Origin of the sequence: Sorangium sp. So ce117 (assembly GCF_051524395.1) — a bacterium.
Classification (GTDB): Bacteria; Myxococcota_A; Polyangia; order Polyangiales; family Polyangiaceae; genus Sorangium; species Sorangium cellulosum_B.
Map to the genome: position 1 here is coordinate 12324472 of NZ_CP150309.1, position 21527 is coordinate 12345998.

The following is a 21527-nucleotide window of genomic DNA, read 5'->3' on the forward strand; positions in this document are numbered from 1 at the left end:
GGGGCGGGTCGCCGGGCAGATCAGCCCGTCTTGAGGCCGTCGAGCACCTCGAGCGCCAGCTCGTACTTGCCGAGGGGCGGCATCAGGTAGGCCCCCTGTACCCGGTCGCGCACCGAGAAGAGCATCTCGCGGGCGATCTTTACCCCCTCCTTGCGCGCCTCGGGGCCGGCCGGCACCTTGCGCATGCGCTCGCGGATCTCGTCCGGGATCTGCATGCCGGGCACCTCGTTGTGGAGGAACTCGGCGTTCTTGTGGCTGACCAGCGGCAGCACGCCGACGAGCACCGGCATCCCCAGGTGCTCGATGCGCCGCAGCACCTTCTCGAGCAGATCCTGGTGGAAGATCGGCTGGGTCATGATGATGTCGGCCCCCGCCGCGCGCTTCCGTTCCAGACGCGCGATCTCCTTGTCGAGGTCCTGGGCGCCCGGCTCGAGCCCCGTGGCGAGCAGGAACGACGTCTTGCCGCCCGGGATCGGCTTGCCGGCCGGGTCGAGGCCGCGGTTCATCGTGCTCGCCATGTTGAGCAGCCCGATGGAGTCGAGGTCGTAGACGGCGGTCGCCTCCGGGTAGTCGCCGATCTTCGGCGGATCGCCCGTGATGATGACGAGGTTCTTGATGCCGATCGCGTGGGCGCCGAGCAGGTGCGCCATCTGGCCGATGAGGTTCCGGTCGCGGCCGCAGACGTGCAGGATCGGCTCGATGCCGTAGCGCTGGACCAGCAGCGAGCAGAAGGCGAGGTTCGTCATCCGCGCCGTGGCGCGCGGGCCGTCGGCGACGTTCACGACGTCGACGCCGCTGTCGATGAGCATCTTCGCGGCGCTCAGCGCGCTCTCGGGGTTCAGGCCCGGCGCCGGGTTCACCTCGACGGAGACCACGAACTTGCCCGCGGCGATCTTCGCCGCGAGGGGGCTCCGCTCGCCGAGCGGCGTGGGCTCGAGCCCCGTGGGCGCGTCCATCGTGACGTGCGGGCGCGCGGCGGCCTCGGGCGCGGCGCCGCCCCGGAGCATGCGGGCCGACTTGGCCATCCACCGGACGTGCTCCGGCGTGGTCCCGCAGCAGCCGCCGATCATCGCCGCGCCGGCCTGGATCATGCGGCGGGCGAAGACGTCGAAGTACTCGGGCGTCGCCATGTAGAGCTGGCGGCCGTCGACCGTGCGGGGCAGGCCCGCGTTCGGCTGCACGCAGAGCGGGAGCCCCGCGGTCGCCATCCGCTCCGCCATCGCGAGAGACAGCTGCGGGCCGTCGCCGCAGTTGACGCCGAGCAGCTCGACCCCCCAGTCCCGCAGCGTCCGCGCGACGCGCTCCGGCTCGCTGCCGTCCGCCGCGACGCCGCTCGTGTCGAACGTCATCGACGCGAGGACCGGGAGCCCCGGCGCGGCCGCCCGCGCCGCGTCGATGGCGAGCTTGATCTCGTCAAGATGGCGAAATGTTTCAAGGATCAGGAGGTCCGCGCCGCCCTCGGCGAGCGCGCCGGCCTGCTCGGTGAACGTGGCGGACGCGGCGGCGAGGTCGTCGCGCGTGGCGACGCCGGGCACGAGCCCCGTCGGGCCGATCGAGCCGGCGACGTACGCGTCGCCGCCCGCGATCTCGCGCGCGAGGCGCGCGCCCGCGAGGTTGAAGTTGCGGACCTCGTTGACGAGCCCGTACCGCTCGAGCCGGAACCTGTTGGCGCCGAAGGTGTTCGTCTCGATGACGTTCGCGCCCGCCGCGACGTACTCGGCGTGGATCTTCTTCACGAGATCGGGGCGCGCGACGTTCAGCTGCTCGAAGTTCTGGGTGACGAACACCCCGCGCTCGTAGAGCAGCGAGCCCATCGCGCCGTCGAACACGAGGATCGAACGCCGGAGCGCGTCGAGGAATGGGGCCTCTGGTCTCGTGCGGGACATGGGGCGCATCGTAGGGGCGCTCCGGCTTCTCAGGAAGGGGGGCTCGACGCGGTTGACGGCGCGGCGCGGATCTCGGTAGGGCAGTTCTCGAGATGAGCACGCCCCGATGGCTTCAAGCATTCGCCCTGGCGGTCTCCGCCGCTGCTCCGCTCCTCGCCGCCCCTTCCGAGGCGCGCGCCTGGCATCCGCCGGTGCACCGCTCGGACGCGGGCGTGGATCTCTACCTGTGGAGCGCCCGTGATCTCGGCACCTCGCTCGCCGCCGTCCCCTTCGTGCAGTTCGAGCCGTCGCCGGATCTGTTCATCAACCTGAAGTTCCCGCTGGCGCTCTCGTTCGACGGCCCGGGGGACTTCGAGGATCCGGACCGCCAGTCGCGCGCCGCGCTCGGCAACCCGACGTTCACGCTCTACTACTCGGACATTGCCCGCAAGCTCACGTGGTACGCGGGCGGCCGCGCCGGGCTGCCGCTCGGCGCGGTCGACGGCTACGACTGGCACGTGGCCAGGGGCTTCAGCGCGTCGGCGATGGCCTATTACGATCTGCACCTCTGGGCGGCGAACGCGCTCCCGGTCGGCGGCCTGGGCGGCATCGAGTACCGCTTCGGGAGGTCCTTCGTGCTCCGGGCGGGCGGGGACCTCACGTTCTTCATCCCGGTAGGGAACGGCGTCGCGCGCGGGTTCATCGACGACTCCGACGATCTCGAGGCGGTGTTTCAGGCGAAGGTCGAGCCCGAGCTCCAGAGCCGCTCCGGCTTCGGCGGCGGCGTGGCGCTCCAGACGGTGTGGGTGCCGTCGTCGGTCTACGACGATCAGGGGCAGGTCTCGCTGCTGCCGTATTTCGTGTACGACAGCCAGAAGACCTTCTTCATGCGAGCCGGCCTGCTCCTCGCGCTGGACAGGCCGCTCGGGCCCGCGTTCGACCGGGGGCGGGTGACGTCGCTCTATCTGCAGTTCGGCGGGCACCTCGACTAGCGTGCCGGGCGGTTCGAGAGAGCGAGAGATGAGCCGGACATGACCCGTCGCCGTGCCATCGCCTGGGGCGCCGCCGCCGTCGCCGTGCTGGCCCTCGTGCTCGTCTGGCTCAAGCTCAACCAGTTCCCGCCGGACACGACGCCCGAGGGCGCCTATCTCCGCATCGCGTACAGCATCGGCGTCAGCGATCCGCGCGCGTGCTTCCCGTACCTCGAAGACCGGGCGCAGCACGCGGCGTACACCATCCGCGACTACCGGCGTAAAGCGAGCGAGCGGATCGAGGCGAGCTACCCGGAGCCGGAGCGCGCGCGCCTGCTGGAGCAGTACCGCGCGCACGCGATGGCCGAGGACGGGGCGGACGTGTGGGTCGACATGGCCACGAAGCAGGGCTTCATTGCGCGCCTCCGGCGCGACCTGTCCGGCATCGGGAAGGTGGAGGTGACGGGCGAGCGGGCCACGGTCGAGACGGCGCGCGGCACGCGGTACCCGTTCCGGCGGCGAGACAACGGCATCTGGGGGCTCACGCTGTTCACCGCGGACCTCGTGGCCGAGGCGGAGCGGGCCGCGCGGGACTGGGACGTCGTGGAGAAGGCCGCGCTCGATTACGAGCGGGGGCGGTGAGCGAGGTCAGCGGACGAGGCGGCCGATCACGTGGGGCCGCGCGCCGGATTGTGGGAAGTACGCGGAGCCCGAGGTGAGACTCCAGCTGTACCCGGTGAGGTCCCCGGCGTTCGCCCGGCCCTGGGAGACGGCGTAAATACGCATGGTGCCCCTGCCCGCGCCGCCGTCCGTGCTCCCGCCGCGGCAGGGCTTGGTTGGATCGGCCGGCACCCATCGCGTGTCTCCCGTGCTCGGGTCCGTGGTGCACCCGTGGGCGGTGCTTGTCGAGTCGATGACCCGGAGCGAATACTGGGTCGTGCCGGAGACGACGGGCTCGGCCGGCGCGATGGCGGTCGGGGACGCGTCGACGATCGCCGTGTGTCCCGAGCCGCCGTCCGTGTAGTTGATGACCAGCAGATCGCCAGGCAGAATGTCGCCGATCTTCGAGATCCGCTTGAAGTGGTTCCCGGCCACGACCTGACCGTACAGGCTCGTGGAGGTAGGGCTCGTGGAGCCCCACCAGCCGCGGAGGATCGAGGTCGTCAGCGTGGGATCCTCATGCAAGAGGGACAGGGTGAACAGCGTTGCGCCCTGCGTGGTCCCGGTGAAGCTCACCCAATCGATGCTGCTCGGCGTCCCGAATCTGTTGGTGTCGGGGCCGTCGAGCACGAACGGCTTGTCGGCGGCACGTTCGACGAAAGCGCGGGCTCCCACGAGGTGAGCCGGCAGAACCTCTTTCACCTGGAAGACGTGAGCGGCGCCTGCGCCCTCGCCGCGAACGCCATCGGCCCATGTACCGGCGATCAGCGTGTCTCCCGAGAGCGCTACACGAACATCCCACGTGCTCCACGTGGAGCTCTCGACCTTGCTCTGCGGCGTCCATACGCCGCCGGTCCTGGCGAAGATCCTCGGCCCCTGCCCGCCGTCGTGACTTCCGCCGAGGATCAACCTGTCCCCGGACACGGCGACGCTGGCGCTGCGACCCCAGCCGCCATAGTCCGGCGTGTCGACGTCGTTGCGGTACAGCATGGCCTGCTGGGTCCACGCGCCCTCGCTGCGCGCGAAGACCACGGCGGCTGTCCTGTCGGGGCCGCGCTCATCGTAGACGGTGGTGCCGACCGCCAGCGTCTCCGCGCTCAACGAGAGCGAGGCGCCGAACCTGTAGTGCGGTGTCGCTCCGATCGGCGGGTAAAGAATGGCTTGTTCGGACCAGGCGCTGCCGGCACGGGCAAATACGTGAACCTGGCACGGACGATCCCAGCCCGAATTGAAGTCAACCCCATCGTCGCATTCTCCACCCATGGCCGCGGTGTCGCCGTCCAGGGCGACGGTGGAGCCTTGGTCGAAGGTCTCGGTGCTGGGTACGAGCTTGGCCTGCTGCGCCCACGCGGCGCCGCTCCGGGAGAAGATGTACGCAGCGCCGGGGCCATCAACCGTCGGGCCGCTATCGTAGGGCGCCCCGACCATGATCGTGCTGCCTGATACGGCGACGGCATATCCGAACCAGTTGTCGCGGCGCGGGTTGTCCTGCGCGACGAGCTTTTGCTGCTCCTGCCACGCGTTGCCGCTGCGCGCGAACACGTAAGCAGCGCCGTGATTCGCCGGGTAAGAGAAGGTCCCGACGACGATCGTATCCCCGTCGATGGCGACGGACGCGCCGAAGCGATCGCCCGGCAGACCATCGCTGGGCGTGAGCACGGCCGCCTGGGTCCACGACGCGCCGCTGCGCACGAACACATAAGCTGCTTCGGCGTCCAGGCTGCCGACCACCGCGGTGTTCCCCGAGATGGCCACGGACCACCCGAAAGCGTCGTCGCTCGCAGCGTTGCTGGCGTAGAGCACGTGTTGCTCGGTGGCGATGAGCGGGTCGACCTCGATCGGATAGGCCGCGCCGGTGTCGTCCACAACGATCGAGAGGCTCGCGTCGCTCAGCTTGATCTCCGCCGGAAGCACGCTCCCTCGCGCGTCCTGAACGACGAGATCGGCATACCGCAGCACGGCCGCGCCGGTCTCGTCCAAAAGCTCCACCGACTGGCCGTCCTCCGATAGCTCCGGCGAGAGATCGCCCCCGAGCGCGATCTCGAGCTCCACCTTGCCTTCGCCGTCGCGACGGCATGGAGGCGGCGAATCCAGGGAGAAGCCCTGTTCCAGCCCGAGGGGGCCGTTCAGGTACCACTCCGTGACGCTCAGGCCCGCGGACCGGGCTAGGTGCCTGAGCTCGACGCGGTTGTCTGATCCGCGCGGCTCGGCCGCGACGTCCAGGGGGACGAGCTCCCCCTCGCAGCCATAACGCGCGAGCTTCATCGTGATTCGCCCCGCGCTCACCGAGCCCTCGCGGGTCACGGCGACGCCGGCCGACGTGAACTCGGAGACGAGGCCGTGCGCCGGATTCAGAGCGCTCACCCCGGCGCGCGCGCCCGCCGTGTTGAGGCTTACATTGTACGCAGAAGACGCCTGTCTCTGAACTGTCGCGATGAACGCCGCGCGGCGCTCCAGGGACGCGGCGTCGAGCCCCTGCTGTCCGTGAGGCCGAGTTTCCTCGGCGCTGTCCGTGCTCGCTGGATCAACCTCCGCGCTGCACGAGGTGACGGCGGTGATGCAAAACCAGAGTGCATGAATGGATGTTCTATGACGCGGCATGTGGCTCTCCCTGTCGGTGGTAAACCCTGACGGACCGGCGACGTGTGCGGCGCCGGAGCCAATGACCCGAGCTTGTATTGGAAGGCGGTCCACAGCGGCTCGCTGCTGCCGAGCGCCTTGCGGAGCCCCCCAGCGCACGAGCGCACGCGGATGGTTAGGTCACGTGAAGGACAGTCCCGTCCTTATTTGCCGTTCTCATCGTCCGCTTCGGTTTCGCGCGTGTCAAGGAGGGCGAACATCGATGACGTTGAGGGGCGGAGGGCGCCGCCTCGATAGGTCGTGGTGAGAAGATCGGTCCTTCAATGCGTGGATGTCAGACCGCCGCCGCACGCAATGCGACATGTCGACGGAACGGATAACGGCATCCCTGAGCGGGACGGTGTGGGTGAGGGGCTCAGCGGGGAGCGCCGCCGAGGCGCTCAGGCGACGATCCGCTCCGTCTTCGCGCCGAGGAGCTTCTTGGCACGATCAATCTTGGACTGGTCCAACTTGAGGTGCTTGCGCCGTGTCACGGTCATCATGGAATCGGACGATGCGCCGCGCGCGGGGCCGACTCACCTCGTCGCGATCCGCCCGAGCGCCTCGTCGGCCGACAGCAGCACCTGCTCCCACTCGTCGAGCGCGTTGGGCCAGTGCGGCGAGAAGCGCAGCACGCCGTCGGGGATCGCGCAGGCGATCCCGAGGCGGGTGAGCTCGCGGTACAGCTCGACCACCGAGGCGCCGCCCGGCGGCCTCACCCCGAGCGAGCAACCCCGCAACGCCGGACCTCCCGGCCGCAGGCTCTCCCATCCGCGCTCCCGGAGCGCCTCCTCGAGCGGGTCGAGGAACCGGTTCGCATGCTCGTGGATGCGCTCGACCCCGATCTGCAGGATGAGGTCCACCGCCGCCTCGAGCCCGGCGAAGCCCGCGGCGTTCAGGTTGCCGCCCTCGACGAAGTCGGCGCGCTGCCGGATCGGCCGGTCGTACCGGAGCTTGCCCGGGCCCTGGAGCAGGAAGCTCACGGCGTCCTCGTGGCTCAGCCAGCCCGCCACCGCGGGCCGCAGCGACGGCAGGCGCTCGCGGCGGATGTAGAGGAAGCCCGTGCCCTCCAGCCCCATCAGCCACTTGTGGCCGCCGCACGCGAGGTAATCGACCCCGGCCGCCTCGACGTCCACCGGCGTCGCGCCGACCGCCTGCACGCCGTCCACGCAGAGCTCGGCGCCGTGCGCGCGGCAGAGCGCGCCGATCGCCGCGAGCGGCATCCTGAGCCCGGTCTGGAACTGCACAGCGCTCACCGCGACGAGCCGCGCCCCGCGCTTGAGCTCGCCCTCCAGCTGAGCGAGGCCCGAGCCGCTGCCGTCCGCGAAGCCACCGAGCGGCAGGAAGACGACCTCCAGGCCGAAGATCGCGGCCGCGCGCTGCCACGGGGTCACGTTGGCCGGAAACTCCCCCTCGAAGAGGATCACCCGGTCCCGCGGCCGCCACGGGAGGCACAGCGCGATGTCCGTGAGCCCGCGCGTCGTGCTCTGGACCAGCGCGATGTCCTCGGCTTCCGCGCCGATGAGCCGGCCGAGCTTCTCCCGCAGGCGGAGCCGCTGCGCGTACCACGCCGGGAACGCGGCCGCCCCCTGCGCGGCGTAGTCGTCGAGCAGCGCCATCATCGCGAGGCGCACCGGCCGCGACGGCGGCGAGATGCCCGCGTGGTTCACGTAGACGAGCGGCGCGAGGTGCGGGAACAGGCCGCGATCGCCGAGCTTCGCGGTGAACGCCCGATCCCTATCGATTTCGGCGGTGTGTCGCATCGGCTGGCTTCCCCCGGCGCTCCCCGCGGACCTTGGCGAGGTAGCGCGGCGGCGCCCCCTTGCCGGCCGCCGGCGGCACGAGGCAGTGCGGCTTCGTGCCGATGAGATCCCCGCGGCCCGCCTTGATCAAGGCCTCCCGCGCCTCGTCGTGGTGCGCCGGGTCCCAGTAGAGGAGCAGCGCCTTCTGGAGCTTCTTCTCGCGCAGGTCCTTCGCCGTGTACACCGGCTCCCGCGTGAGCGGGTCGATCCCCGTGTGGTACATGCAGGCCGCCATCGACATCGGCGTCGGGATGAAATCCTGCACCTGGCGCGGCCTCATCCCGCTCTTCTTCAGGTAGATGGCGAGGTCGACCATGTCCCGCAGCGTCGAGCCGGGGTGCCCCGAGATGAAGTAGGGCACGAGGAACTGGTTCTTGCCGGCCTCCTCGCTCGCGCACCGGAACTGCTCGGCGAAGCGCTCGTAGCTCTCGATGCCCGGCTTCTTCATCTTGTCGAGCACGTCCTTCTTGTTGTGCTCCGGGGCGACCGAGAGCTGGCCCCCCGTGTGGTGCGCGGCCAGCTCCTCGATGAACTCGGGCGACCGCTCCGCGAGGTCGTAGCGCACGCCGGAGGCGATGAAGACCTTCTTGATCCCCTGCTCCTCGCGCACCGCCTTCATCAGCTTGAGCAGCGGGCCGTGGTCGGTGTTCAGGTTCTCGCAGACCTCCGGGAAGACGCACGAGAGCCGCCGGCAGGCGTTCTCGATCGCCTCGTCCTTGCACCGCATCTGGTACATGTTCGCGGTCGGCCCGCCGAGGTCGCTGAGCACGCCGCGGAAGCCGTCCATGCGCCGCAGCGCCCGCACCTCGCGCAGGATGCTGTCCGCCGAGCGCGACTGGATGACCCGGCCCTCGTGCTCGGTGATCGAGCAGAACGTGCAGCCCCCGAAGCAGCCGCGCATCGTGACGACCGAGTGCTTCACCGTCTCGTACGCGGGGATCGGCGCGTCGTACGACCAGTGCGGCACCCGCGTGAACGGCAGGTCGTAGAGCGCGTCCATCTGGCCCGTCTCCAGCGGGAACGCGGGCGGGTTGAAGTGCACCGCCTCGGCGCCGTGCGCCTGGAGCAGCGGGCGGGCGTTGCCGGGGTTCGTCTCGAACTGGAACGCGCGCGACATCTCCGCGAAGGCGCCCCTGTCCGCGGCCACCTCCTCGTAGCTCGGGAGGATCACCGCCTTGCCGTCGGCGACGTAGCGCGAGCCCTCGATGTGCTCCCACTCGCCCTTGCGCAGGGGGACGGCGGTGCCCCGGACGTCGCGGATCGACCGGACGGGCTCGCCGCGCCGGAGGCGATCGGCGACCTCCCAGACGGCCTTCTCGCCCATGCCGAAGATGAGCATGTCGGCCTTGGCGTCGAGCAGGACCGAGCGGCGGACCTGGTCGGACCAGTAGTCGTAGTGCGCGATGCGCCGGAGCGACGCCTCGATGCCGCCGAGGACGATGGGGACGCCCGGGAACGCCTGGCGGCAGAGGTTCGCGTAGACGATCGAGGCCCGGTTGGGGCGGAGGCCCACCTGCCCGCCCGGCGAGTACTGGTCCTCGCTGCGGACCTTCTTCTGCGCGGTGAGCTTGTTCAGCATCGAGTCGAGGTTGCCGGCGGTGACCCCGACCATGAGCCGGGGTACGCCCATCCGCAGGAGGTCGCTCGTGTCCTGGTAGCGGGGCTGGGAGACGATGCCGACCCGGAAGCCGCGCCCCTCGAGGAAGCGGCCGATGATCGCGGCGCCGAACGCGGGGTGGTCGACGTAGGCGTCGCCGTTGACGAGCAGGATGTCGAGCGCGTCCCAGCCCCGCGCGCGCATCTCCTCCCGGGTCGTCGGCAGGAAGGCGGTCAGGTCGCGGGGGGCGGCGCCGGCGCTTCGGCGGAGCTGGGTGAGGGGCACGGCGCCGTCACCCTACGGGCCGGGAGAGCGGGCGGCAAGGGGGCGGCCCCAGCGGGGGGGCGAGGTGACCGCGTGACGGCGTGACGGCGCCGGGGAAGCCCCGCGGGGCCGCGGCCGAGGCCGGCGCGCGGGGGGCCGGCGGGAGGGCGCAGCCCGCGTTTTCCCGGGAGAAACGCACAACTTGCACGATACCCGGCCAGCAGGTCACGGCTTCTGGTCACCGGAGCATCGGATCTCCGGACGCGACATGAGGGCTGGCTCGCGCCACGCACCACCACGACGAGCCGCGGCGTTACACACGGCGTCAGTCGCTGGTGAGCTCATCAAAAAACGCTTCAAAACACGCGGTTTTTGCGCGCGGGGGAGGGTTCCAAAACGACCCGGAAAGAGGGTTCGTAAAAATAATATGTGGAATCACGATCAGATGATGCCCTCCGCGTCAAACATCTCAGCTTCGCTGTGGTGCACGAGGTGGGCGTTCCTTTCCTTCGCGGGCTGCTCCAGGGGTTTGGCGTGGGGGCGAACGATCGCGAGGACGTGCTGCACGACGTCCTCCTCGCCTCTTACCGCAATCTGGAGACCTTCGACGCGAGCCGCCTGCTGCGCGCGTTGCAGGGGCGGCGCGACGAGGACGACTTCTTCGAGGACGATTTCGAGGACGAGGACCACGAGCCGGTGCCGCTCAGCGAGGTGCTCCCGTGGATCGGGGAGGGGCAGCCGCGGCGGGTGTGGGACTCGCTCTACCGGTGGCTCTACGGGATCGCGTGGCGGCAGGTCAGCCACTACCGCGACCGGGCCTATCGGCGCCGCGAGATCCCGGACGGCCTGCGGCTCATCGCGATCTCCGCCGGCGTCGACAGCCGGCCCCGTCTGGAGCAGCGGCTGGAGGCGATGGAGCGGGCCGAGGTGATCGACGCGCTGCTCGCCAGCCTCGACCCGCAGCGGCGGGTCATGCTGGTGATGCACGACATGCTGGACATCCCGGTGGTGGACATCGCCCGGGAGCTCCAGATCAACGAGAACACGGGGCAGAACCGGCTACGGCTGGCCCGGGAGGACTTCCGGGCGGCGGTGAAGCGGCTCGACCCGGAGCAGCGGAGCGCGCTGCGCCTCGGCGACAGGCCGTTCGCCGCCGAGGCGACGACGCGCCGCCGGCCGGCCCCCCGGCGGCGCAAGCGGGGGAAGTGAGCCGGCGCAGCGCGGGCCCCCGCCGCTCGTCAATAAGGGCACGCCAGCACTTCCGGCGCGCTCGTGCCGTAGGTGCTCACGTCCGAGATGACGTTCTCCTCCGGAGGAAAGAGCACCTGCGCGCCGGCCGGCCCCGACAGCCAGCATTGCTGCTGGATGGATCGCGACTGCGTCCCGCGCCAGGGCTCGCAGCGAGCCACCGTGCCGCCGCGGATCGTGACGTCGCTTGCCTCTATCCTGATGCCGGGAAAGGAGCCCGACGCGAAGCGCAGGGCATTGTCGAAGACGAGCAGGTTCTCCAGGGTCACATCCTCTACCCGGACCGAGGTCGCGGGCAGCGTCGTCCGCGAGCTCAGGAGCACGCCGTAGAGCGCGTTTCCCCAGGACCAGACGTCCGAGAACTCCACGCCGGCGCCAGCCTGCACGTGGACGCCATGGCCCCCGTTGTAAGCGAACTTGACCCTCTTGATCAGGATCCCCTTCGGACGTTCGTTCTCGATGGGGCTCGCGAGCACGACGCCGGAGCCGCCGTTGTGATGAAAGTAGCTGTCCTTGACCACGACGTTGTACGGCGCCGGGCTCGGGATCCCGGGCCCAGGGGAGATCTGGGTGGAGATCCAGAGGCCATGCCCGCCGGCGACCGTGGTGGAGCCGTCGCCGGGATGGATCATGTTGTGGTGGACATGGCAGCTTCGCACGGTCACGTTGGCGGTGACGATCTTGATCCCGCTGGCGCCGATCGGGCCGGTGATGTTCCTGATCTCGCAGTTCTCCACGAGGATGGGCGGCGTGTCGTGGTACCCGGCGACGGAGGACAGGTAGATGCCGCTCTTCGAGAAGCCATCCACGAGCACGTTCCGGATGACGCCCCCGGAGCCCCAGGTGAAGCCGATGCCCTCCAGGTTGCTCGGCTTGCAGGAAGGTAGCTGGGGAACGAGGGGCGAGTAGCGCATGATGACGTTCTCCACCTTGCAGTCCGAGCAGGTGTTCAGCTGGATGCCGCTGTTCGCCGTCCTGCGTGGCCCCTCCGTGGCCGCGATCTGCAGATTGCGGATCCAGAGCCCCCGGACCGCGCTGATGACGGTCCCGTCCGGCTTGACGACCCTGGTGACCTGGATGGCCCCGGGGTACTGCTCCGGATTGCAGGGGATCGCCACGAGGGTCGCGGTCCGGGGATCGCCCGGGCTGGCCTCGGGAGACAGCTCCGGCCCCTCCAGGGTGAGCGCGTCATGGTGAGGCCGCAGCGGGGTGCGCAGCACGTAACGCCCGGCAGCGAAAGCCACGGTGCGCCTGCTGGCGCTCAGCGACGCCGCGCACTCGATGGCCGTCGCGATGCCCGGGCTGTCGTCGACGTTCGTGCTGCGGTCGACGGCTGCTTCGGCGGAGAAGGGCCATTCCGCCGGCCTCGCCAGGTAGGGCAGGACGTTGACCACGCCGTCCGGGTCGACGGAGCCTGGCAGGCAGCAGGCCGCCCCCTGGCAAGCATTCAGGTCCTCGTGCAGCGCCCTCGTCCCCGGGCAAACGCCGCTGGCTGGGCAGAAAGGCCCCGTGCAGAGCGGCGATTGGGTGGCGTAACCGGGGCAGGCGATGCCGGTCGTCTGGTCTGCCAGGAAGGGCGGCTCGGTGTAGGGCAGATCAAGGCTGCAGAAACCCTGGGAGGACACAGCGCGCTCCTCCGGAGGGGGGTGATATCCCCAGCCCGCCTCGGAGCGGGCGGCGCTGTCCGGGGGCAGCGCCGCTCCGGCTGGAGCGGCGGCGAGCGCGAGCAGGACTCCGAACCAGATCTGCACAAACCGCTGGGCCAATGACACACATACCTCCTCTTGGACAAGGGTCGATCCGTCGCTGTTAGTCGCGGTCAGGAGCAAGGAGCGAGCGCAGAAGTCGAGCGGACCACCGCTGTGCCAAGGAGAGGCTCACCTCCTCCGGGGTCGCCGCGGCGCGAGCACACCGATGTCCCGCTCTCCGTGTCCGGCCTGAGCGATTTCCATGAGCGGGCGCGCCGCGCGCGGCGCAGCGGCCCGTCCCGGCGGGCGCGGAGAGCGCACGTCAACGCCAGGGACGCTGGGCGCCGGGGCGCGCTGGCTCGCCGTCAGCTCCTCGTGCCGCGAGCCAGAAATTCTGCTCGGGCTCTCTCGCGAGCGAAGAGAGATTTCAACGCAAAGACGCAAAGACGCAAAGACGCAAAGTCGCAAAAAAGAACAAAATTCGTGCAGTTTTGCGCCTTTGCGTCTTTGCGTTGAAATCTCTCTCACCGGATCCCTGGCCGGACTCCTGGTGGATGGAACTAGGCGAGGCTGTCCGTGACAGTTACTTTCGAGAGCGCGTTGCCCGTTGCGGTGAACGCGCCGGAGGCACCGCCGCTCGTGCCCGCGGGGATGTTGTCGCGCCCACGATATGCCACGTGGCTTGTCATGCTGAACGCCTCTGCGCAAGCGCCGTGTCCGAGCGCTTCGCGGCGTCCCGCCGAGGGCGATCGGGGGAGAGGAGCCCGCGACGGCCGGGCGAGTTTCGTGAAGGACGGGCGCGCGTCCCTGCTCGTGGTCACTCGTAGTGGACCGACTCCGCCGCGTTGCTCCGCCCCGCGCTCCGCGCGGGATAGAGCGACGCGAAGAGCGCCACGGCGGTCGCGCCGAGCGCCGTGAACAGGCCGTACTCCGGCGGGATATGGAACTCGACCTCGAAGGTCGACACCGTGCGCAGCGCGCCGAGCGCCGCGGAGCCCAGCGGGATCCCGAGCAGCACGGCCAGCGTGCCGCCCAGCGCGCCCACCAGCGCGCCTTCCATCAGCACCATCCGGCGGACCTGCCCCGCGGTCATGCCGAGCACGCGGTGCAGCGCGAGCTCCCGGCGCCGCGCGTGCAGCGCCAGGACCATCTGGTTCGCGACGCCGATCGCCGCGAGCACGGTCGTGAAGCCGAGGATCATGTCGAAGATCACGAAGTCGCGCCCCGTCGCCTTCCGGCGGATGGCCTCGATCTCGACCCCCGTCTGCATCCGGACGTCGCGCGCGCGCGGCACGTCGGCGAGGAGCTCGTCCCAGGGCGGCGTCGCCGAGCCGCTGCGCGCCGCCGCGGCGCCGGTCTGGGGATCGGCGAGGGCGATCGTGTGGCCGATCGCGGTCGCGTACGGGGAGATGACCGGGAAGTCGGACGCGTCGATGACGGCGTACGTGCGGAGGTTGCGGTACGCGCCGGCCGCGTGGACGTAGCCGAGCTCGTCGGTGATGCCGACGACCTCGAGGCGGCGCGTGCCGGCGCGGCCGCCCACCTCGAGCTGGTCGCCGGGGCCGACGCCGAAGCGGCGGGCCATCATCGTGGAGACGAGCGCCTTGCCCGGGCCGAAGCGGCGGGCGAGCGCGATCGGCTCGGCGCGGCCCGTGGCCTCGGCGAGCGCGAGGAGCTCGTCGGCGGGGACGGCGTAGGCGACGTTGGGCCACGGGGTGCGGCTCGAGAAGCGCGCCGCGACGAGGCGCCCGGGCAACCGCGGCAGCAGGCGCTCGGCGTGGCCGAGCGGCTCGTCCGGGTAGAGGAACGCGTAGGGCGCGAGGGCGCGGCCGGCCCAGGCCGAGACCTCCTGCTTGAGCGCCGCCGTGGCGATGTGCAGCGCGAGCAGGAGGGCGAACACCATCATCACGCCGCCGACGCTCCAGGCGAGCTCGTGGCCGCTGTGCTCGACCCGGCGCTGCAAGAGCAGGCGCTCGGCGGCCCAGCGGCGCGGCGCGAGGCGGACGGCGAGCGCGCCGAGGCGCGCGACGAGGTCCGGGACGAAGACGATGGCGGCGAGGAACGCCGCGCACGCGAGGCCCGCCTCGAGCACGAAGAAGGCGAACAGCGGGACGGACTCCTGGAAGAACGGGCGCAGCAGGCCGTAGACGAGCACCATGAACGGCAGCGCGAGCAGCGTGACGCCGCGCATGCGCCGCCGCTGCTCGGCCCCGCCCTCGACGAAGCGCGGGCGCAGGGCGCGCGCGATGTCGAGGCGGAGCGCGTCGCGCACCGGGCGCAGGACGCCGAGCAGCGCGGTGAGGGCGCCGGTGCCGCAGACGAGCAGCATGGCGCTCCAGGGCAGGACGATGGCGTTGAGCGGGATGCGCGCGCGGCCCGTCGTCGTGATGCCCGCCTTCGCGGCGAGGTACGCGAGCGGGATCGACCCGAGCAGGCCGAGCGCGGCGCCGCCGACGCCGAGCAGCAGGGCCTCGAGGACGAAGACCGCCGCGACCTGCGGCGGCAGCGCGCCGGCGCTGCGCAGCAGGGCGATCTCGCGGCGGCGGCGCTCGACGGCGACGTTGAACGTGAAGAAGACGATGAGGGCGCCGACGAGGAACGCGGAGAGCGAGCCGAGGCGGATCGCGGACCGCATGATCTCGTAGTCCTCGTGGGTCTCCTCCTGGGCGTCCTCCGCGTCGATGGGCTGCCCGTCGGGGCGGAGGCCGCGCAAAGTGATTGTCTGATCGGTGAAGACGGGGAGGTCGGGGTTGGTGACGGCGCTCCTCGCCTCGACGGCGCGCGTCCCGACGTCGAGGATGAGGACGACGTTGACGGTGGCCGTGCCGAGGGCGACGCCGAGCACGGCGGCCATGGCGCCGAATCGGTCGGCGCGCAGGTTGCGCAGGGCGAGGATCCGGACGAGCGGCTGGAAGAGGGCGCGGAGGAGGAGGAGCATTCAGATGCCGAGCTCTTTCAGCCGATCGTGGACGGCGGCCGAGGTGACGGCGGGGCCCGCGAGGGCGGCGTCGTGCAGGAGCAGGCCGTCGCGCATGAAGACCACGCGGTGGGCGCGGGCGGCGTCCTCGGCGTTGTGCGTGACGAGGAGCATGGCGCTGCCGGCGTCGCGGAGGGCGTCGGCGAGCAGCGCCATGATGCGGCGGCCGGTCGCGACGTTGACGTTGCCTGTCGGCTCGTCGGCGAGCACGAGCGCGGGGCGGCGGACGAGGGCGCGGGCGATGGAGATGAGCTGCATCTCGCCGCCGGACATCTGCGACGGCAGGTGCTCGGCGCGGGCGCGCATGCCGACGCGATCGAGCATGCGCGACGCGGCGTCGTGGTCGGGGGCGGCGCCGTCGATGAGGTAGGGGAGGACGATGTTCTCGTAGCCCGTGAGGGTCGGGACGAGGTTGAAGAACTGGTAGACGATGCCGACGCGGCGGCGGCGCAGGAGGGTCCGCCCGTGCTCGTCGAGGGCGGCCATGTCCTCGCCGAGCACGCGGATCTCGCCGCGATCGGGCGACTCGAGGCCCGCGACGCACGAGAGCAGCGTGCTCTTGCCGACGCCGGAGGGGCCCATGATCGCGCACATCTCGCCGGCGTGGATGTCGAGGTCGACGCCGCGGAGCACCTCGATGGGCGTCGCGCCGAGCGCGTGGGACTTGTGGAGGTTGCGGACGCGGAGGACGGCCTCGTCGGAGGCAGGGGTCGAGGGGGTGCTCATGGGCGTGCGCGGTGCCGGGCTCGTCACGTGCCGAGTGTCAGAGCCCATTCTATCTCTGTGGTGTTCGGCGGTGCGCGTTCCTCCGCTCAGGGAGAGAACATTTCCTGAAGGACGGCCAGGATGCGCGCGAAGGTCGCCGGCGATATGCGACCAAGATGGCGGACGAGACGCTCCTGGTCGACGGTGCGAAGCTGATCGATGACGACGTGCCCGCTCTTGTTCGAGAAGCGGCACGCGACGCGGAACGGGTAAGGCTGCCCTCCTGTCGTGAGCGGCGCCACGATGACCGTGCGCAGATGCGCGTTGAGCTCGTCCGGCGAGACCACGACGCAGGGGCGCGTCTTCTGGATCTCGCTTCCGCGGGTCGGGTCCAGATCGATGAGGAAGACATCCCCGCGACGGACCGGTTTCACGCCTACCACTGCCATTCGGCCTCGTCGAAGCGTGTCGGTGTGGGAGCGTCGAGCATCGGGTCGCCGTCCTCGGCGTGCAACCGCTGAGCGGCCTCCGCCCAGCCGCTTCGAGGCGACTTTCGTGCGGCAATGATGATGGTATTGCCACGCACCTGGAGCTCGACCTCCTCGGTCAAGCCTGCTTGCTCGATGAGGGGCTTCGGCAGCCGGACTCCCTTGGAATTGCCGATGCGGACTAGGCGGGTTTTCATGTTAGCCTACGTGATCACAACGTACCTACCGAGGCAGGCGCCGTCAAGGCAACCCGGACTGCGCCGTTCGTGCGCAGCCGGAGGACTCGCCGATCCGCCCAGGGAGCGCCGCTCGTGTAGGGCGAGGCGCGAGCGCTGCCCCTCGCGACGCCGACCTGAAGCATCTCCTCGAATTTTTCGGGAAAATTCACAAGGAGGCGGGGAGGTCCGCGCGATCGGGTCGACCAGCCACGCATACCGCACGCCCTCGCGCGCGTAGATAGGATCGGGGAAGTGGAGCTCGGGTTCGACAAGGCTACGCCAGCCTCCTGGCCCACCCCGCCCCCGCTGGAAGGGCCCGAAGAGCTCCCCCAGCAGCGCGCCCTTGGCGCTTGCGTGCCGAGGCGCCGGCCGGGGGAACACGTGCAGGGTGCCGCCGACGAGCTCCGCCACCTTGTTCGGCGGGACGGCGCCGAGGTCGGCGTACGTGGCGCGACGCTGCTTCTCGGCGGGCTGGCCCATGGGCGAAGCCTGCCCGGGCGGGCGGCGAGGCAAGGCGGTGAGAGCAGGCGAGGTCGGCGCGTCGGTCGGGGCGGTGACCGGGGCAGGGCTACGACCGCGATCACCAGGGCGAGCGCGAGCGCGTGCGGGTTTCGCTGACCGGGAGATCTGGGAATGCGTCCAAGCGCTCGGGTGGTGTGATCCGGAGCCTCGGTGACGCGCACTGGCAGGAGCCCCGTCGAGCCTCTTAAGGATCATCTCGACAAGGATGTGAGGGGGTCGATGCGGACGATCAAACAGATCATCGCGGCGCGCGCATCAGAGATCGTCGAAGCGTGGGCCAGCGAAGCGAACAGGGCAGCGGCGGCGCGGGGGATGGCGAGCCCCGAGCTGACGAGCATGATGCCCAAGTACGTGCGGACGCTCGCGCGCGGATGGGACGGGGAGGAAGTCCGCCGCGAGCGAGACGAGCTCATCGAGAGCCATCTGTCCTCACGCTTGCGTGCTGGCTTCAGCCTCGAGGAATCGCTTGAAGAGTTTGCCATCCTCGGGCGTGCGATCGTGCGCACCTGGGCCAGCGCAGGCGCCGAAGAGCTGCCGAGCTTGGAGGAGATCGAACGCCTCTTCGCCGAGATCCACGCCCGTTCCGTGTTCATAGCGCGAGCGTTCCGGCAACACCTCCTGGAGGACGAGCAAGCCGAGAAGCGCTACCTGCGGCTGCTCCATGACCCGTTCTTGCAGCCTTTCGGCGGAGAGGCGCCCCTGTCGTCGGGGCGTTTGAGGAAGGTCCTTGAGGTCGTCATGGCGTCGATGGACGCCGATACGGCTGCGCTGCTGTTGCACGACGTCAGGACCGGGAAGCTGGAGATGGTCGCCTCGGTGGGCCCGGCCGATGAGCCGTTCGTCGAGTACGTGCGAGCCGTCGACGCATCGTCCTTCGCAGGCGCCGTCGCCTTGCAGGACTATGCGATGTCGATGCGCGACGTGGAGACCACGTTGCTCGACGTGCCGGAGAGACTCCGGCACAGCGGCATCCATTCGCTGCTCGGCATCCGTCTTCCGCCGCAGCGTTCTCTCATGGGTGTCCTGTACATCGGCCTCCGTGAAAAGCGGACGTTCACCGCCCGTGAGACGCGGCGCATCGCGGCGGTCGGCGAGCGGCTCGCGCTCCATGTCGATAACGCCAGACTCTACACGGAGCTGCTCGATCAGCTCGGTGCCCTGCGCGTCGCGCGCGAGCTACGAAACCAGTTCGTCGCGGTCCTGGCGCACGATCTCCGCGGTCCGCTGTCGGCCGCGAGGATGGCTGCGACGCTGCTCGCCGCGCAGCCGGACGCGGGCGGGCCCGTCGTCGCGAAGCGGGTCGAGGTCGTCGTCCGCAATCTGGATCGGGCGGACCGCATGGTGACCGATCTGCTCGACGCCGATCGGATTCACGCCGGCCGGCGTCTCTCGCTCACGCTCGAGGAGTGCAACCTGAGCGAGCTCGGCCGCGAGCTCGTCGACGAAATCGCGGCCGACCACCCTGGCCGCATCGTGCTGCATGCAGACGAGGGCGTCCGAGGGATATGGGGTGCCTCGGGGCTGCGACGCGCGCTCTGGAACCTGATCTCGAACGCGCTGAAGTACGGCGCGAACGACGCGCCGATCGCCGTCGCCATCACGAAGCTGCGGGACGGCGTCGAGATGAGCGTGCACAACGAGGGCGCGCCGATCCCGCCGGAGGCGCAAGAGACGCTGTTCGATCCGTTCACGCGCGCCGCAGGCGAGAACGGCGCACACGGATGGGGCCTCGGTCTGATGCTGGTACGCGCCTGCGCCGAAGCCCACGGCGGGAGCGTCGATGTGGACAGCGCTCCCGGTCGCGGCACGACGTTCACGATGCGGCTGCCAGCGGACGCGCGGACGGCCCAGGGCTGTACGTGAGGCGTTCTGCTCGTCGCCATCGGCCGCGTTGAACAGGCAACCAGCCACGCCCCGTCGCACCGCGCGGCGACAGCCGTGGAGCTGACGCGCGCCGCCCAGCGGACCAGGAACCATGACCGCGGAATCAGCCAGGCGGCCGGCGGACGCCCAGGTCGACGAGGCGTGGCATCACTTCATCCTTGAAGTACGAGAACTCGCTGGCAAAGTCGATGAATCCTAGGGTGAGGCCCCGAACGCCCGTGTCACGGATGCGCCGGATCTCCTCGGCCACATGGCTCGGATCGCCGGCGATCACGTAGTGGCCGTGGGCCGCGGCGAACCGGTTCCGGAACATGGCATAAAATTCCGGGGAGAAGGACTGACAGTCCATCCCGAGCAGCTGCATGAGGTGGTCGGTCGCGGGCCAGTCCGCCATCTCGCGGGAGTAATAATGGTGGTATTCCTCGGCCTCTTTCCGGGTGGGACGACTAACGATGCAGGCCGTCGTGTACACGTCGATGGAGCGACCCACGCGGCGCGCCGCCTCCTTGACCTTCGCGACCTCGTCCCGGCACGCCTCGGGAGAGACAAGGATATTGAACAGCAGATCGCAATGCTCGACCGCGAAGCCCCGGCCAGCGCTGGACGTGCCCGCGTTCATCAGGGTGATCTTGCCCCGCGGCTTCGGCGCGCCGATGAGCCCAGGCAGGTCGAAGAATTTGCCCCGATGGTCGCCGGGCTCGTCCGCCGTCCACAGCGTGCGCATCACGTCCAGCCAGTCCTTCGTGTACTCGTACCGCTCATCGTGCTCGCGCAGGGGGATGCCGAACATCTCAAACTCTTCCCTGTCCCAGCCGCTGACGATGTTCACGCCGACGCGCCCGGGGCCGATGTGATCCATCGTGGCCAGGTGCTTTGCCATGACGATGGGGTGCACGAAGGGCGTGTGCACGGTCGTGAAGACCTTGATCCGCTTCGTGATCGCGAGGATGCCCGCCGCCCAGACGATGGGATCGAGCATGGCGCCCTGGGGGTCGGATTCGCCGCCGTGGCCTTTCCAGCGCGCGAACGGGATGTGGAACTCCATGCCCGTCGCCTCGGCTGCGAGCGCCAGGTCGCGGTTGTTCTCCCAGGTGGGATACCATCGCTCGGGGACCTTCGACATCGAGTGGCCCGTACCGTTCGGGCCGAACATCCCGAGCTCCAGATGTCCGCCGTTCCCCGCTGCTCCTGCGATCGGTTTCATAGCTGCTCCTCCGACCTCCATGGTCTCACGCCGTGCACTGCCAGCGAAAGAGGGCACACGCGTCAGAGGGCGGCGCCGTTCGCGCGAGTGCCTTGCTAGCCCAACCCACGCTGGGCGACCGGTATAGCGACGTCCTCCGTGGGTCGGGGCGCACGCTCCTGCCGGGACAGAATGCAATTCACTCTGCGATCCAGCGTATTGTGGTATTCTTCGTTACATGAAGACGATGGCGTTTGGCGTGGTGGGCGAGATCTTCGTGCTTCTACAGGGAAAGATGGCGCCGTCCGACGAGGATTGGAACCTGTATCTCGACGCGATTGTGGCTCATTTTCAGGGGCGTACCCGTACGCGCACGCTGATCGTGACGGACGGCAGCGCGCCGTCTCCGGCCCAGTGGCAGCGCATGATGAGCCACCCATGTTCATCCTTGTTTCGCATGCCGAGCAAGATCTGTCTGGTGACAGGCTCGACGTTCGTTCGTGGCGTGGTCCATGGTATGGATGCGCCGGAGCTGAATCCGTTCAGTGGTCAATATCAGGTCTTCACGAGAGACAAGATCATGGATGCGCTGCGGGCGCTGGACGCCTCGCCCGTCGAACAGAGGGAGGCTGTTGAGCTTGTGGACCAGCTCCAGCAGACGCTCGGCAAGAGCTGAAGGCTCCTCGCACCGAGGCAATCGCCGCGACCCGATGATAAAAAGGAGAGCAGTCCCACGATCTGAAGGACGAATTCGCGTGCCGAACGGGCCGCGCACCGCAGCGCCGCCTGACGCGCGCAGATGGCCGCGGCGTGGTACCCTGGGACGGACCCAGCGC

At 69.8% G+C, this 21527-nt stretch carries 16 protein-coding genes; 5 read left to right on the forward strand and 11 right to left on the reverse strand.

Annotated features, from left to right (window positions below; translation table 11 throughout):
- Positions 1-20: 20 nt before the first annotated feature.
- Entirely contained in the window at positions 21-1886 is a 1866-nt protein-coding gene (locus WMF46_RS46260) for a bifunctional homocysteine S-methyltransferase/methylenetetrahydrofolate reductase (RefSeq protein WP_437983080.1), read from the reverse strand.
- Between the two features lie 92 nt (positions 1887-1978).
- Between WMF46_RS46260 and WMF46_RS46265 the strand changes: the two genes are divergently transcribed.
- Together WMF46_RS46265 and WMF46_RS46270 are read left to right on the forward strand one after the other, a co-directional pair.
- Positions 1979-2857, forward strand: coding sequence for a hypothetical protein (locus WMF46_RS46265; RefSeq protein ID WP_437983081.1), 879 nt, complete (start codon positions 1979-1981; stop codon positions 2855-2857).
- A 39-nt stretch (positions 2858-2896) separates the two neighbouring features.
- Complete coding sequence (locus WMF46_RS46270) at positions 2897-3478, forward strand: hypothetical protein (protein ID WP_437983082.1); 582 nt, start codon at positions 2897-2899, stop codon at positions 3476-3478.
- 6 nt (positions 3479-3484) lie between these two features.
- On the opposite strand, the gene WMF46_RS46275 is transcribed toward WMF46_RS46270, so the two are convergent.
- From WMF46_RS46275 to WMF46_RS46285, 3 genes are all read right to left on the reverse strand, one after another.
- Positions 3485-5860, reverse strand: coding sequence for an FG-GAP repeat protein (locus WMF46_RS46275; protein WP_437983083.1), 2376 nt, complete (start codon positions 5858-5860; stop codon positions 3485-3487).
- A gap of 791 nt (positions 5861-6651) precedes the next feature.
- Entirely contained in the window at positions 6652-7878 is a 1227-nt protein-coding gene (locus WMF46_RS46280) for an aminotransferase class V-fold PLP-dependent enzyme (protein ID WP_437983084.1), read from the reverse strand.
- Positions 7853-9799 (reverse strand): YgiQ family radical SAM protein, encoded by a 1947-nt coding sequence (locus tag WMF46_RS46285; RefSeq protein WP_437983085.1) that lies wholly within the window; start codon positions 9797-9799, stop codon positions 7853-7855. Before WMF46_RS46285 ends, WMF46_RS46280 begins: the two co-directional genes overlap by 26 nt.
- A 408-nt stretch (positions 9800-10207) precedes the next feature.
- On the opposite strand from WMF46_RS46285, the gene WMF46_RS46290 reads away from it, so the two are divergent.
- Positions 10208-10987 carry an RNA polymerase sigma factor gene (locus tag WMF46_RS46290; RefSeq protein WP_437983086.1) on the forward strand — a complete coding sequence of 260 codons (780 nt, stop codon included), beginning with the start codon at positions 10208-10210 and terminating at the stop codon, positions 10985-10987.
- Between the two features lie 29 nt (positions 10988-11016).
- On the opposite strand, the gene WMF46_RS46295 is transcribed toward WMF46_RS46290, so the two are convergent.
- The 6 genes from WMF46_RS46295 to WMF46_RS46320 all read right to left on the reverse strand — a co-directional run bounded on the left by WMF46_RS46295 (position 11017) and on the right by WMF46_RS46320 (position 17081).
- Positions 11017-12798, reverse strand: a complete 1782-nt coding sequence (locus WMF46_RS46295) for a right-handed parallel beta-helix repeat-containing protein (RefSeq protein ID WP_437983087.1) — start codon at positions 12796-12798, stop codon at positions 11017-11019.
- 476 nt (positions 12799-13274) lie between these two features.
- Positions 13275-13403 carry a hypothetical protein gene (locus WMF46_RS46300; protein ID WP_437983088.1) on the reverse strand — a complete coding sequence of 43 codons (129 nt, stop codon included), beginning with the start codon at positions 13401-13403 and terminating at the stop codon, positions 13275-13277.
- 128 nt (positions 13404-13531) lie between these two features.
- Entirely contained in the window at positions 13532-15652 is a 2121-nt protein-coding gene (locus WMF46_RS46305) for an FtsX-like permease family protein (protein ID WP_437983089.1), read from the reverse strand.
- Positions 15653-16417, reverse strand: coding sequence for an ABC transporter ATP-binding protein (locus WMF46_RS46310; protein WP_012241252.1), 765 nt, complete (start codon positions 16415-16417; stop codon positions 15653-15655).
- Between the two features lie 86 nt (positions 16418-16503).
- A complete protein-coding gene (locus WMF46_RS46315) occupies positions 16504-16845 on the reverse strand; it encodes a type II toxin-antitoxin system PemK/MazF family toxin (RefSeq protein ID WP_437983090.1) in 342 nt (113 codons plus the stop codon).
- The gene (locus tag WMF46_RS46320; protein WP_437742923.1) at positions 16833-17081 is read right to left on the reverse strand and encodes an AbrB/MazE/SpoVT family DNA-binding domain-containing protein; all 249 of its coding nucleotides are present in this window, start codon (positions 17079-17081) and stop codon (positions 16833-16835) included. The genes WMF46_RS46315 and WMF46_RS46320 overlap by 13 nt, the downstream gene beginning before the upstream one ends.
- A 762-nt stretch (positions 17082-17843) precedes the next feature.
- Between WMF46_RS46320 and WMF46_RS46325 the strand changes: the two genes are divergently transcribed.
- Complete coding sequence (locus WMF46_RS46325) at positions 17844-19487, forward strand: ATP-binding protein (protein ID WP_437983091.1); 1644 nt, start codon at positions 17844-17846, stop codon at positions 19485-19487.
- 124 nt (positions 19488-19611) lie between these two features.
- Here WMF46_RS46325 and WMF46_RS46330 read toward each other — a convergent pair whose 3' ends face one another.
- Positions 19612-20712, reverse strand: coding sequence for an LLM class flavin-dependent oxidoreductase (locus WMF46_RS46330; RefSeq protein WP_437983092.1), 1101 nt, complete (start codon positions 20710-20712; stop codon positions 19612-19614).
- A gap of 217 nt (positions 20713-20929) precedes the next feature.
- Between WMF46_RS46330 and WMF46_RS46335 the strand changes: the two genes are divergently transcribed.
- Positions 20930-21367, forward strand: coding sequence for a hypothetical protein (locus tag WMF46_RS46335; protein WP_437983093.1), 438 nt, complete (start codon positions 20930-20932; stop codon positions 21365-21367).
- Positions 21368-21527 lie beyond the last annotated feature (160 nt).

Excerpts from the sequence above, each read along its gene's own strand:
- WMF46_RS46260 (WP_437983080.1), bottom strand. The coding sequence starts at position 1,886 with ATGTCCCGCACGAGACCAGAGGCCCCATTCCTCGACGCGCTCCGGCGT.
- WMF46_RS46265 (WP_437983081.1), top strand. The coding sequence starts at position 1,979 with ATGAGCACGCCCCGATGGCTTCAAGCATTCGCCCTGGCGGTCTCCGCC.
- WMF46_RS46270 (WP_437983082.1), top strand. The coding sequence starts at position 2,897 with ATGACCCGTCGCCGTGCCATCGCCTGGGGCGCCGCCGCCGTCGCCGTG.
- WMF46_RS46280 (WP_437983084.1), bottom strand. The coding sequence starts at position 7,878 with ATGCGACACACCGCCGAAATCGATAGGGATCGGGCGTTCACCGCGAAG.
- WMF46_RS46300 (WP_437983088.1), bottom strand. The coding sequence starts at position 13,403 with ATGACAAGCCACGTGGCATATCGTGGGCGCGACAACATCCCCGCGGGC.
- WMF46_RS46305 (WP_437983089.1), bottom strand. The coding sequence starts at position 15,652 with ATGCTCCTCCTCCTCCGCGCCCTCTTCCAGCCGCTCGTCCGGATCCTC.
- WMF46_RS46310 (WP_012241252.1), bottom strand. The coding sequence starts at position 16,417 with ATGAGCACCCCCTCGACCCCTGCCTCCGACGAGGCCGTCCTCCGCGTC.
- WMF46_RS46315 (WP_437983090.1), bottom strand. The coding sequence starts at position 16,845 with ATGGCAGTGGTAGGCGTGAAACCGGTCCGTCGCGGGGATGTCTTCCTC.
- WMF46_RS46320 (WP_437742923.1), bottom strand. The coding sequence starts at position 17,081 with ATGAAAACCCGCCTAGTCCGCATCGGCAATTCCAAGGGAGTCCGGCTG.
- WMF46_RS46325 (WP_437983091.1), top strand. The coding sequence starts at position 17,844 with ATGCGGACGATCAAACAGATCATCGCGGCGCGCGCATCAGAGATCGTC.
- WMF46_RS46330 (WP_437983092.1), bottom strand. The coding sequence starts at position 20,712 with ATGAAACCGATCGCAGGAGCAGCGGGGAACGGCGGACATCTGGAGCTC.
- WMF46_RS46335 (WP_437983093.1), top strand. The coding sequence starts at position 20,930 with ATGAAGACGATGGCGTTTGGCGTGGTGGGCGAGATCTTCGTGCTTCTA.